This is a genomic window from Ferruginibacter lapsinanis (assembly GCF_020783315.1).
Taxonomy (GTDB): domain Bacteria; phylum Bacteroidota; class Bacteroidia; order Chitinophagales; family Chitinophagaceae; genus Ferruginibacter; species Ferruginibacter lapsinanis.
In genome coordinates this window covers 2,878,976-2,893,034 of record NZ_CP086063.1, presented here as the reverse complement: position 1 = coordinate 2,893,034, position 14,059 = coordinate 2,878,976, and the positions used below count along the sequence as shown (strand labels likewise).

The 14,059-nt window shown below is 37.9% G+C and carries 9 protein-coding genes; 2 read left to right on the top strand and 7 right to left on the bottom strand.

The window, feature by feature from the left end; all coding sequences use genetic code 11:
• Positions 1 to 488 precede the first annotated feature (488 nt).
• Positions 489 to 2,714 (top strand): fused MFS/spermidine synthase, encoded by a 2,226-nt coding sequence (locus tag LK994_RS12170; RefSeq protein ID WP_229760359.1) that lies wholly within the window; start codon positions 489 to 491, stop codon positions 2,712 to 2,714.
• 5 nt (positions 2,715 to 2,719) lie between these two features.
• Here LK994_RS12170 and LK994_RS12165 read toward each other — a convergent pair whose 3' ends face one another.
• The 6 genes from LK994_RS12165 to LK994_RS12140 form a co-directional block, all read right to left on the bottom strand.
• Positions 2,720 to 4,558, bottom strand: coding sequence for a UbiD family decarboxylase (locus LK994_RS12165; RefSeq protein WP_229760358.1), 1,839 nt, complete (start codon positions 4,556 to 4,558; stop codon positions 2,720 to 2,722).
• Positions 4,559 to 4,637: 79 nt separating this feature from the next.
• Positions 4,638 to 5,477, bottom strand: a complete 840-nt coding sequence (locus tag LK994_RS12160; protein WP_229760357.1) for a DUF6089 family protein — start codon at positions 5,475 to 5,477, stop codon at positions 4,638 to 4,640.
• Positions 5,478 to 5,558: 81 nt separating this feature from the next.
• On the bottom strand, positions 5,559 to 6,953 hold the full coding sequence (locus tag LK994_RS12155) for a Gfo/Idh/MocA family oxidoreductase (RefSeq protein ID WP_229760356.1): 1,395 nt from the start codon (positions 6,951 to 6,953) through the stop codon (positions 5,559 to 5,561).
• Between the two features lie 27 nt (positions 6,954 to 6,980).
• Entirely contained in the window at positions 6,981 to 8,630 is a 1,650-nt protein-coding gene (locus LK994_RS12150; protein WP_229760355.1) for a glycoside hydrolase family 43 protein, read from the bottom strand.
• Between the two features lie 9 nt (positions 8,631 to 8,639).
• Positions 8,640 to 9,971, bottom strand: a complete 1,332-nt coding sequence (gene xylA / locus LK994_RS12145) for a xylose isomerase (protein ID WP_229760354.1) — start codon at positions 9,969 to 9,971, stop codon at positions 8,640 to 8,642.
• Between the two features lie 12 nt (positions 9,972 to 9,983).
• Positions 9,984 to 11,462, bottom strand: a complete 1,479-nt coding sequence (locus LK994_RS12140; RefSeq protein WP_229760353.1) for a xylulokinase — start codon at positions 11,460 to 11,462, stop codon at positions 9,984 to 9,986.
• A 127-nt stretch (positions 11,463 to 11,589) separates the two neighbouring features.
• Here LK994_RS12140 and LK994_RS12135 point away from each other — a divergent pair, with 127 nt between their 5' ends.
• The gene (locus tag LK994_RS12135) at positions 11,590 to 12,441 is read left to right on the top strand and encodes an AraC family transcriptional regulator (RefSeq protein WP_229760352.1); all 852 of its coding nucleotides are present in this window, start codon (positions 11,590 to 11,592) and stop codon (positions 12,439 to 12,441) included.
• 41 nt (positions 12,442 to 12,482) lie between these two features.
• On the opposite strand, the gene LK994_RS12130 is transcribed toward LK994_RS12135, so the two are convergent.
• The gene (locus LK994_RS12130) at positions 12,483 to 14,003 is read right to left on the bottom strand and encodes an MFS transporter (RefSeq protein ID WP_229760351.1); all 1,521 of its coding nucleotides are present in this window, start codon (positions 14,001 to 14,003) and stop codon (positions 12,483 to 12,485) included.
• Positions 14,004 to 14,059: the final 56 nt, after the last annotated feature.

The following is a 14,059-nucleotide window of genomic DNA, read 5'->3' as shown; positions in this document are numbered from 1 at the left end:
TAAAGGACTGTTACGCACCTTTAGTATATGCTGTCCATTTAAGACAATTACGGATTAGGTTTATACGCAAAGGAACGACTGTTTCAGTAAAGTTGCAACTGAATTAACTATTTTCTATAAAATATTGCTAACATAGTGTTTATAAACTCGTTAGTTTTATAAAATTAGTAAAAAAAGTCGCTAAAACGAAGGTATTGTTATTTTAAATGCTATATAATGCATTTGTTATTAATGTAAATTAATACAATTACATTAAAAGAGAACAATACGCCGAAACTGTCAAACCTATCAAAAAGTGCTAACGTTTTTTTTTATAAATAATTGCACAAAAGCAATTATTTTTTTTATGCAAATTTTACGCATGTAGTTTTAGCAAGAGTAAATAAAGGATATTAAATAATTTTGATCAAAGTAGAAAAAATGCAATTACTTTATTAAAATATAATTTTGGAAATAAAATCAAAAGACGGGAAAACAAAGATTACGTTATGATGAAAAAAATCGGGTTGTTTATTATAGTATTGCTGATCGAAGGTGGCGCATTGATGGCTGTAGAATTGATGGGAGCAAAATTGATGGCTCCGTTTTTTGGTACCTCCCTCTATGTATGGACAGCAGTTTTATGTATTACTGTTCTGGGGCTAAGTCTTGGCTATTATTTAGGAGGAATATTTTCACAAAAAAGACCTTCAGAAGAACTGCTTTTTACTATTTTAGGCATTGCTGCTATTTTAGTTTATGCGTTGCCGTACACAGCATCTTTTGCTATAGCTGTTACTAAGAATATAGGGTTACTACCCGGAATATGTATAGCATCAGTTTTGTTACTCGTTCCTCCAATGGTTTGCTTTGGTATTGTGGGCCCAATGGTGGTAAGACTTATGACAGCACAATTAAAGACATTGGGTAAAACTGCAGGGGCGGTTTATTTTACCTCTACTTTGGGAGGAATAATTGTGACCTTTTTATTCGGTTTTTATCTTATACCTGAAAAAGGGCTCAAGTATTGTTCTATTGTTGCGGCTGTATCACTTGCGGTATTGCCTGTTTTGTATTTGATCATCCGTTTGATCTCTGGTAATAAAGCTGATCAGCAAATGATTGTTGCAGAGTCGGTTGTAGTACTGGAAAGTTCAAAGACTATTATAATAAAAGCTAACCGGAGTATTTATCTTTTTGCTGTTTTGGAAGGAGCTGCAGTGATGGCTATAGAATTGATTGTTGCCAGAATGATGGCTCCATATTTTGGTTCATCTTTATATGTATGGGGAGCGGTCATTGGTGCTACATTGATCAGTCTTGCGGCGGGCTATTATTTAGGAGGTTATTTAGGGGATAAATATGTTCAACTGAATATCTTGTTCTGGATGCTGTTGATCGCTTCTGTTTTTTTGTTATTACTTCATTATCTATCACAACATCTTGTTGTTGCTTTTGAAAACGCTACAGATACTGTTTCTGCTCTGGTGATTGTATCTGTGTTGCTTGTTTTGCCTCCGTTGTTATTTCTCGGCATGGTGCCTACCCTATTGATCCGATATTTATCAGCAAAGGTTGCTGATGGTGGAAAAACTACCGGCACTGTATATACGATATCATCTATTAGTGGGATTGTTGCTTTGTTTTTGATCGGCTTTTTTATTATTCCTGCTTATGGACTTACCGTTCCATCTATATGGATCGGATTTATTGTTGGAATAGTTCCTTTTGTGAAATTGATCATGCAAAAAAAGTATATCGCATTGTTATTCATCGCGGCTTTATTATTTTCTGTATCGGTAAAAAAGGTAGAAGAATCATCTCCAGATGTTGAAATACAATATTTTTCAGAAGGGTTACTAGGTCAGGTGTTGGTTGCTGATGTTCATAAAGTGAAACAGGATAATATACATAGCATACAAACAGATGACAGGATCCTTTTTGTAAACAGAATGGGACAAACATTTGTAAATAAAAGAACAGGAGTTTCTAACTGGAATTATATAAGTTTTACATCGGCTATAGCAAGTAAATTACCTGAAAACTCAAAGGTATTATTATTAGGATTAGGTGGCGGCTCTGTAGCCAACACATTTTGTAACCTGAAATTTTCTGTCGATGCGATAGAGTTGGATGAACGAATTTCCGATGTAGCGCAGGATTATTTTTCATTGAATCCAAACGTAGAGATCATTATTGATGATGCCAGGCATTATATTGAGAAGACAACAAATAAATATGACCTGATCTTTTTTGATGTTTTTAAAGGTGATATACCGCCTGCGCATGTGTTAACTTCTGAGACTTTTCTGCAAGCAAAAAAACTATTAAATAAAGATGGTTTTATCGCAGTAAATTTCAATGGCTTTTTAACCGGAGATATCGGTATACCCGGTAGATCAGTATACAAAACATTAACCGCTGCTGGCCTACATACATACATTCTACCAACCCCCGGAAAAGAAGATGAACGTAATTGTTTGTTCATTGCAGGTCAAACCTCACTCGACTTTAATAATTTACGCTCTCCTCTTTTGCATGGAGGTATACCGGTACCAATAGATTCTTTATTGTTTGATCCAAAACAATTCAATCAGCAACCTGCGGTTGTATTTGTTGATGATATTCCTAATCTTGATCTGTTGAACATCAAGGCAGGAAATTCATGGCGCAAAGGGTATATCAAAGGGTATACAAAAATGTTTCTGGAAAATGGGATTCCACTGTTTAAATAGGTTTGCTATATTCTGTAAAGACTTCCCCCTTTTTCAAACAACCGTTGTATGTTCTTTTCTGTTGAAGGATCTTTTTCCAATGGAGGTGCATGATGCGGTTTGATACGGGCATCTATGATTAAAGGTCCATTGCATCCCCAATGTTTATTTTCTGTAAAAGTATCAATACCAAAAATATCATGGGATGGATTACATCTGGTAAAGGTTACCCATAAAAAATTATTCAGTGTTTCTGCTACAAAATTGGCATCATCGCACAAAACGATCAAGGCAACTTCAGATAAATTTTCGATGGTAGAAGAGTGTTGCAGATTCATTCCTGTTCTATCCATCTTATTTTCCTCATATCCTTTAAACTTATCTCCCTCCATCGCAATGATACCGGGTAGTACAAGTTTTGGGTTTCTAAATCCGAAATTAATATCAGAGAGTACTTCCGGAACCCGGGTGCACAATGTTCTTATTTTATTTCCATACGCAGCAAATACCACCTTACTGCCCATATTCAATCCATTGCCCGAATAGTCGAGTGTATCAATGGTTGTATTGGTATAAAAATGTACATCTCTTCTCCAATCGATTCTTTCTAAAACATATTGCAGATATGCAGGGATATTATGCGTTGTTACTTTGTTGTCATCATCTGCCGTAATGAATAAGAATTTAGCTAAACTCAATTGCCCGGTTCCTAATACATGATTGGCTATAGTGAGTAATTCGGCAGGTTGTTTTGTTGGCATATAAGGCGTATACCGTTCACTCCCTACTGCTAACAGTAAAGGATGAACGCCGGCAGCATCTACCGCATGTACTTCTTTCAATCCGGGTATCTCGTTTGGAATGGCTCCTCCTGCTATCTCATGTATCAATTGTCCAAAACTGGTATCTTCCTGTGGCGGACGGCCCACTACTGTAAAGGGCCAGATAGCATTTTTCTTTGCAAAGACCTTATGCACTTTCATTACAGGGAAAGGATGCGTTAAACTATAATATCCCAAATGATCTCCAAATGGCCCTTCGGGTTTATTGTCGTTCGGATACACTTCTCCTGTTATTACAAAATCAGCATCAGTACTCACACAATATCCATCTATATACGTGTACCTGAATCTTCTTCCACCCAATACTCCGGCAAAAGTCATTTCGCTTATCCCTTCGGGTAAAGGCATAACGGCCGCAACACTATGTGAAGGAGGCCCGCCGACAAATATGCTGACCTTTAAAGGCTGTCCTTTTTTATTTGCTTTGTTTTGATGTACCCCTATTCCACGGTGCAATTGATAATGCAATCCGATCTCTTTATTTATTTCATACTCATTCCCCGATAATTGTATACGATACATTCCCAGGTTCGCATTCATGATGCCGGGTTTGTCAATGTCTTCAGTGTATACTTGCGGCAATGTAACGAAAGCTCCTCCATCTTTTACCCAGTGTTGTATCTGCGGAATATCAGTAATATTTATTTCTTCAAATAAAACAGGTTTGCTGAACGGATCTTTTAACGGTAAAGCTTTTAAAGCTGCCAGTGCGGTAGAAAAATTGTTAATGGGATGCTTAATGGCTTTGATCGGGTCATTCTTCAACTCAATCAATTGTTGTACCGATGCTAGTGTATCCCTGAAGATATATTTACTTCTTTCAAGCGTACCAAAAATATTAGAGGCTGCTCTGTATTTGCTTCCTTTTACATTTTCGAATAATAATGCCGGCCCACCTGCTTCGTAGACCCTCAGATGTATGGCAGCCAATTCCAGATAAGGGTCAACTTCTTCTTTTATTCTGATCAACTGACCGGTCTTTTCCAGATCCAATAAACATGCTTCTAAGGAGTTGTACGCCATTGTTTTTTTCTTTCAGTACAAAAATAGATCACTAACGGATGAATAGCGCTATTTGTGAAAGATAAATGCTAATTATATTTTACAACCTTGGACAGCCTGCCTTATTGTTTTTATTTCTATCTTTTAACTCACTTGGGTCTATCCGGTAACTAAGTGTGATACCGGAGAAATAATACCAATCCTTACTTTTAGGATTGCCCCTGGTTAAACTGGTGGTAGGATATGGACGTGCAGGAGTTATTTCATCACCTCTGAAAGCAAAATCTACCGCCTGCTGCCCGTTATTGCTCAATAGTAAAGCTTGCGGTACATAATCTGTACTAACGTCATCAATGTAATCTGTAAGTAATTTCCTTAGGCCTATTTCCAATCCAAGTCGCAGGTTATCATTTACGGCAAATTTGATACCTCCGCCAAATGGTATAGCGATCTGATTCAAATTGTATTTTTTCTTACCCTTATAAAATCCCTGCCCTTCTGTTCCAAGCGGTTGCAAATAAACTTTTGTTGATGAACCTGTTGCCGTTGTATAAGGATTAAAATGATAACCGCTGATACCTGTAAAAATATAGGGTGCAAGTTTATGGTTATATAAGTTTACCAGCAGGTACTCTATTCCCAGGTGTATTTCGGTAAGTTTTGAAGTGAAATTTAAATTTCTTATGCGATTTTTTTCCGATTGTTTGTCATCGCCGCTGATGGTGCCTGTAGTGAAATTTGCTCTTGCAAAAAGATTGTCTGTTATTTCGTAGATCACTCCTGCCCCAAAAGCAGCGTGCGATTGTTGGAAAGTAAATTTTTTATCCTGCAGATCACCTTGGTAATTGGATGTACCTCCAAATAAGGTAAGATGAAAATATTGAGCTTGTACCGTATTAATGGAAATCAGGAATATCAGTGTAATAAAAAGTCTATTCATATTTAACTAAGATGCCGCAAAGGTATTAAAGGTTGCATTCATTTGTCCAGATTCTGCCAATGTCTGGAAATTTATAATGAACTAAAATCTATTTGCCATAGGAACCAGGTCGGTAAGTTCAGTAATTTTTACCGGTCTTTTTAATTCAATACTCTTACGGGCAGCTATTCCTATCAAAATGGACATGGCACCATCTCTTGTGCCGGCCATAACATGATGAGGATTGTCGTTGGTATTGGTAAATATTCTTTTTTGTAAACGAATATCTCCGCCTCCATGACCGCCTTTTATTTTCGGAGTAGTATATATCTCATAATTTTCTTTAAAATTATCCATCACCATTATCTCTCTTACTTCTCCTGGTATGGCATCATCTGCATTCGACATTTCGATAGCATGTCTTTTTGATTGGTCATCGGGAGTTTTTTGCAAATACGGAATATCTTCCCAACTTTCTAATCTCCCTTCCATGCCATTGAATGCGATCTGCCATCCTTCATATGGAGAGTAGGTAGAAAGTGAATAGTTTACCGTAACTCCATTGGCATATATTATCTGGGCAGACATTTTATCATAGATATCTATTTCGTTACTCCATACACAACCGTCTCTCAAGTAACCATCATACTGTTCGTTTTTAGCATACAGATTGTATAGTCTTTCGTCTTTAGTAATATCCCAATAAAATTTACACTGGTCTTTAAATTCGCAGCCCCTGCATTTTGTGCTTCTGAATGCATGGTTTTTTCCATAATGATCTAATGAACCATAAGCCATTACTTCAACAGGTTCAGAATTTAACCACCAGTTTAACAGATCAAAATGATGCGTTGCTTTATGCACCCATAAAGATCCGCTCCTGGCTTTTCTGCCATGCCACCTGCGAAAATAATCAGCACCATGATGTACATTCAGATACCAGTTAAAATCAACTGAAGTGATCTTGCCTACCCTGTTGGCGCTTAATAATTCTTTTATCTGCATAGAGTGAACACTATGCCTGTAATTAAAAGCTACGATCACTTTTTTGCCGGTTCTTTTTTCGGCATCGAGAATTCTTCTGCATTTGTCTTCATCAGTTGTCATGGGTTTTTCTGTAATAACATTAAAACCCATTTCCAATGCAGTCACAATTTGTTTGTCATGTTCAGCATCAACAGTTGTAACAATTACATAATCAGGTTTTACCTGTTGTAACATTTCTTCAAAATTGGTAAATACCGGGCATGATACATCCATTACCTTTTTCACATACGCCACCCTTCCCGGATTAATATCACAAAGGCCAACAAATTCTACATTGTCTTTAAAACTTTTAAGCAACTGCGATCCCCAGAAACCTGAGCCTCTATGTCCGGTGCCGACTAATGCTAATTTTATTTTCTTATCGTTTGTGAAACTGAATGCTTCAAAAGGATTCAGCATGAGGGAAGCTCCTGCAACAGCTGTATACTTCACAAATTTGCGACGTTCCATGGCGTATCGTTTATTATATAGGTGAAATTAATTTTTATTGATCCTGAACCAATCGATATCAGCAAAACCTGCATCATTTGTTTTGGCTGTTCTTGTAAAAAAATAACCAATTTTTGCACCGATCCATTTGCCAGGTGTAGCAGTAAATTTTTCGGCAATTTCTTTGAAATCATTTCCATCACTGCTATAACTAAATGTGCAAACAGCTCCTTTACTAATTCTCACACGAAAATAGTAATTACCATCAGTAAGTTTATCAATAACCTGCTCTGATTCTGCATTTCCTTTATCAGCTCCTTTACAGGTGGTATAACACAGGTAATTTTCGTTTCCTTTTTTCACTACTGAAATATAGGCGTAATCTAAGCCCATAATGGTAAAACCAAATCGTTCGCCTGATACTCTAAGGTTGTAATTAAATTTTGTAGTGGCCGTAAATTCTTCTGCAGGAAATTTCTGCAGAAGAATATTGGGCACTTCCCAATAATTTTTTACACTATCGGCTATCTGTATTGCATTTAATCTCAATGTACCATTTGTGCTATTAGGCATTGCCCATATTGTTGTTGGATTTGCCTGCCATTGCCATTGCAGTCCCAGTTGGGTGTCATTGAATTCATCACTTTCCTGTGGTGTTGTTACCGGATAAATTTTACCAACATTTGGTTTTATATATTCTGTAACCGGTTCTCCGGTACCATCTTTATTTTTATCAACGCCAATCACAGGCCAATCATTTATCCATTTCATTAGTTGCAGATGTACTACCCTTCCGTATGCTTCTTTATCCTGGAAATGAATGAACCAATCTTCACCTGTTTTAGTATCAACCCATGCCCCCTGGTGTGGACCGTTGATCTTTGTCTTTCCCTGATCCATCACCACTTTTCTTTCATACGGGCCGTAGATATTTTTACTGCGTAAAACCAATTGCCAGCCCGTGCCTACGCCACCTGCCGGAGCAAAAATATAATAATAGCCATTGCGCTTGTACAATTTAGGGCCTTCTATTGTGGGGTCTTTTTCATGACCATCATATACCAATACGCCTGCATCAACGGTTTTAGTTCCCTCTGTATTCATTTTCTTTATTACAATAACAGACTTGATCCCTGCTCTGCTTCCTGCAAATGCATGTACAAGGTATACGTTTCCGTTAGTGTCCCATAAAGGACAAGGGTCTATCAAACCTTTTCCTGCTTCCACCAATATCGGATCAGACCATGGACCGGTAATATTTTTAGCCTTGGTGAGATATATCCCAAAATCAGGATCAGGATAGTAAATATAAAATTCATTATTGTGATACCTGATTGCAGGCGCCCACACGCCATTTCCATGTTGTGTTTTTGAAAAATGTTCAAAAGGAGGCTGACGTAATAATGCATGACCAATGATGGACCAGTTTACCAGGTCTTTACTGTGAAGAATAGGCAAGCCAGGTACTGCATCAAAACTGGATGCGATCATATAATAATCATCACCCACCCTGATGGCATCGGGGTCGCTGTAATCAGCATGAATGATAGGATTTTTGTAAGTGCCTTCCCCATTATCTGCTATCCATACCTTTGAAATATACGCAGGGGCAACTGGTACCGGAGGTTTTCTTTTTATTTGTGCCGTAGTTGCGGTAGTGAAATAAAAAATAAAAAATAGAACAGCAATTGATCGCATTTGATTCATTTAAATAAAACGGTTGATGATATTTTCCAGGTATTCCTGTTTGCCGCTGATCGTTTTTGGTTCACCATTTTCAACAGCAAAATTCCTAAGATCTTCTAAAGATAGTTTTCCTTTTTCGAATTCACTTCCTTTGCCTGTATCAAACGATGCATATCTTTCGGCACGTATTTTTTTATACTCAGATCTTTGCAGAATGTTATCAGCTATGATCAATGCCCTGGCAAATGTATCCATAGCACCGATATGTGCATGAAAAAGGTCAGCAGCATCCGTACTGTTTCTTCTGCGTTTAGCATCAAAATTGATCCCTCCCGGACGGATACCGCCGGCTTCTACAATTACCAGCATCGCTTCCACAATTTCATTGATATTATTCGGGAACTGATCTGTATCCCAGCCATTTTGATAATCCCCTCTGTTGGCATCTATACTGCCCAACATATTGGCATCGGCGGCAACCTGTAACTCGTGTTGAAATGTATGTCCGGCCAATGTTGCATGATTTACTTCAATGTTCAATTTAAAATCATTCAACAGATCATACTGGCGTAAGAATCCAATGACCGTTGCGCTATCATAATCATATTGGTGTTTACTTGGCTCACATGGTTTTGGCTCGATGAAGAATGTGCCGGTAAATCCATTCTTTCTTGCATAATCTCTGGCGGTGCGTAAGAAAACCGCAAAATGTTCCTGCTCCTTTTTCATGTTGGTATTCAACAAACTCATATACCCTTCTCTTCCTCCCCAGAAAACATAATTTTCTCCCTTCAATGCGATGGTGGCATCCAAAGCCGCTTTCACCTGTGCCCCACCGTGAGCCAATACATGAAAATCCGGGTTGGTGGCAGCTCCGTTCATATATCTTCTGTTAGAAAACAAATTGGCTGTACCCCATAATAGTTTTACACCACTTTCATCCTGTTTTTGTTTCAGGTATGTTGTGATAGCAGCTAATCTTTTTTCATTATCAACAACATCGTTTGTATAGTCTACCACATCTACATCATGAAAACAATAATAAGGCAATCCCAATTTAGTAATAAATTCAAAAGCAGCATCGGCCTTATCTTTAGCTCTCTCAATGGCATCTGTTTTTTCATTCCAGGGATAAAGGTGTGTTGGCTCTCCAAAAGGATCTCCGCCGTTGCCTACAAATGAATGCCAGTAAGCGCAGGCAAAACGTAAATATTCTTTCATCGTTTTACCGGCTACAATTTTGTTTTCATCATACCATCTAAATGCCAATGGATTATCGCTTTCGGTTCCTTCAAACCTGATCTGGTTGATGCCTTTAAAGAATTCTTTATTGCCTGTTATTACTTTAGTCATTTTGATAAGAATTTATATTGTTTGTAAGAGAGTATTCAGTTGATCTTTCCATTTTTCATACAGTTCATCATAAGGATTATCATTAGTTGGTTCAACTAATTGTAAAAGATTGTTGCCGGCAAAAGCCTCTTTCTCCGAAAATATTTTTGCACCTATACCGCCACCAATTGCTGCACCAACAGCCCCATCGCAATTATATAATTCTACCGGTGTATTGGTGGCATTTACAAAAGCTTCAGTAAATACATCACTTAAGAACATATTGGCTTTTCCTGCTTTTATGATAGAAGGATGCATGCCATTCTCTCTCATTATATCAAGACCGTACCTGAATGCAAATGCAATACCCTCCTGTGCAGCTCTGAAGATATGCGCCGGGCCATGAATATTAAAGTTGATGTGTTGGAAAGATGATCCGGCTGCTACATTGTTGAGCATTCTTTCTGCACCATTACCAAAAGGAAAGATCTGTAAGCCTTCACTTCCGGGTTGTATTTTTTTTGCAGCATCATTCATCTGCTGATATGATGCCGCTCCTGTCATTTTTTTTACCCAACTGTTTAAAATGCCCGTTCCGTTGATGCATAGTAATACACCAATGCTGTTGATCGACGCTGTGTGGTTTACATGAGCAAAGCTGTTAATTCTCGATTGTTTGTCGGATGTAAGTTGATCGCTTACCCCATAGATAACCCCCGAAGTGCCTGCTGTTGCGGCTACTTCACCCGGATGCAAAACGTTCAATGATAAAGCATTGTTAGGCTGATCGCCTGCTTTATACGCTATCGGAATTCCGGGGCTAAGACCAAGTTCATCTGCTACAGTTGCCAGTAATTTTCCGTGTTCAGAAAATGTATCTTTTATAGCAGGAATGATTGAATGATCAAATCCAAAATAATTCAATACCTCTTCCGATAGCTGATTATTTTTGAAGTCCCAGAAAATGCCTTCTGATAAAGAAGATATGGTTGTTGTTCTTTCTCCTGTCAATTGCATGGCAATATAATCGCCAGGTAAAAGTATTGTATCGATCTTCGCAAATATTTCCGGTTCATACTGTTTTACCCATGCTAATTTAGATGCAGTGAAATTGCCGGGAGAGTTCAGGAGATGTGACAAACAGTTTGCTGCTCCGATTTGTTCAAATGCTTTATTGCCAATACTTACAGCCCTGCTGTCGCACCAGATGATACTATCTCTTAAAACATTTTTATTTTTATCGATACACACCAAACCGTGCATTTGGTAGGCAATACCAATAGACCGTATATTCTTTGGATCATATTTTTTTGTGGCGTTGGCTTTGGCTATTGCCTGCTTTACATCCTCCCACCATTGCAGCGGTGATTGTTCTGCCCAGCCGGGTTGCAAGGATCTGATCGTCCTTTCTGTTTCAGGGAATTGTGTAGCAACAACCACCTGTTTTGTATCAGCATCAACCACTGAAACTTTTATTGAAGAAGTTCCGATATCAATTCCAAGAAGTAGCATTACAATCGTTTAGTCAATAAAAGTACTCCATTCGGCTAAGAAGCACTTGTACTTTATTGTTTAAAATCGAAACTATTTTAATATTTTTATGTATTCTGTTTGTATTTATGCTTAAAATAGTAATGAAATGAAGCCGTTTATTGAAAAACCTCCTATTACCGAAGACATCTCTTTTCTGGCTAAAACATATCGTACACCATTGTTTGAAATTCCCTGGCACAAGCATATTGAGTATGAATTGATATTATTCACAGAAGGTGAAGGCGTAATTTTCATTGGTGATCATGTAGGTGATTTTAAGCCCGGTGATATTTATTTTATCGGCTCAAACCTTCCGCATACTTTTCAAAAAACAACTAAAGACACCATAGTGAATGCAGTGGTCATTCAATTCAGAGACGATTTCTGGGGGAAAACATTCATTGATCTTCCGGAAAGTAAACAGGTCAGGCATTTGCTGGAACAGTCATTGAATGGATTAAAGATCGGGGCAGAATTAAAAGGAAGGATCACTCCACTGATAAAAGAACTGGAGTTTATTAAAGGATTCCTGCGTATCATTAAATTGTGCGAATGTTTGCAATTGCTGACTGAAATAAAGCAGTTCGATAAATTATCTACACAAGGCGTAAAGGATTTTTCATTTAAGAAAAATGAACGCATTGATAAAGTATTTCAATACACCATTGAGAATTTCCAGGAGCCTATCACCCTGAGCAGCATTGCGGCCTATGCCAATATGAGTACTCCGGCATTTTGCAATTATTTTAAAAAGTGCGCCAAAAAACCTTATATCAGTTTTTTAAATGAAGTTCGTATCGGTTATGCCTGCACGCAATTGATAGATACACAAAAAAGTGTTGAATCTATTTGTTATGAGAGTGGATATGCTACCCTGGCCAATTTTAATAAACAGTTTCAAAAAGTAAAAAGGTCTACGCCATCTGCTTACAGAAGAACGTTTAGAAGTGTCTTATAAAAAAACTGTCCCGATGAAGATCGGGACAGTTGAAATATATATTAAAGGTCAGTAATCGGTTTATGTTTTGGAACCAATGCCTTCATCATACCCCAGGCAGTTAAATAAGCAAGTGCACAAACAGTGAACATGATTCCGTATGCTACCGACACATTTGAAGAAATAAAATGTCGGGCCTGGTCAAGCATAGATGGATCTACCAATACATTTTTTAAATTATCCATTTTAACTTGCTCTAAAGGAATTGCATCAGTTGCTTTAATTAAACCAGCCTGACTGGCTTGCATAACACCCTGGATGCGATATTTATCTTCTAACCCGCCTGCTAACAGCTGAACCAATACACCACCTAATCCACCGGCTGCAGCACCAATACCTGTAACAGATCCAACGGCGCTTTTAGGGAACATATCCGATACAGTAGTGAACAGATTGGCCGACCATGCCTGGTGCGATGCTCCACCGATACTAATAATAGCGATGGCAGCAACAATACCATATCCTGCTGCATATTGAGTGCCTAACAATAATAATGGTGCAAATGCGATCAGCAATAATGCAGTCATACGAGCTTTATAAGTTTGCCAACCCTTATTCATAAAGGTCATAGGAATTGAACCTCCATAAATTGAACCCACAATAGCAATACCATATACTATAAAGGTAGAGATCATTACGGTGTGCTTTGTGTCAGCCAAACTCATTCCAACACAAAATTGTTGTTTGATATAAGTGGGTAACCAGAATAACAAGAACCACCAAATACCATCTGTCATAAATTTACCTAATACAAATGCCCATGTTTGTTTGTAAGTAAGCATTTTATACCAAGGCACTTTTTCTTTTACAACAGTTGTATCTACTACAGGTTCATCGCCGCTATGAATATAATCGTATTCAGTTTGAGTAAGCGTGCCTTTATCAAGCATTTGTTTTGGAGTACCATAAAATTTACTCCAAAAGATCAACCATAAAAAACCAACCAACCCGGTAATGATGAATGCCATTTGCCATCCATGAAATACACCAAAAAATAAATTATTTCCTTCGGAAGGATTCCAGGCAGCAAGGATAACCGGGATGATCAATGCACAGATCATTGCACCTATATTAGAACCAGAGTTGAAGATACCTGTAGCCAAAGCCCGTTCTTTTTTTGGAAACCATTCTGCAACCGTTTTAATAGAAGCCGGGAAATTCCCTGCCTCACCGGCTCCAAAAATTGCCCTGGCCACATTATGTGCCCAAAGGCCTATTCCCATAAAAGCACTGGCAATACCTGCTAATGACCAAACGATCAATGATGCAGCCAATCCTAATTTAGTACCTACTTTGTCAATAATAAATCCGGCAAATAAAGTAAACCCTGCATAAAAGCCGGTGAATATCGCCGTTAAGTAAGAGAAATCTTTGGCAGACCAGCCAAAACCATTAGGCTGTTGGGCACAGAAATAATCTTTCAGATAACCAATTACATTTCTGTCCATGTAATTAATAGTAGTAGAGAAAAGTAGCAAAGCAACAATCGTCCATCTATACTTTCCAACAGTAGGTTTAGTCATATAGCAATGTAGTTTTATTAAGTTAGCAATCGTTTTTTTACAAGTTGAACTATTGT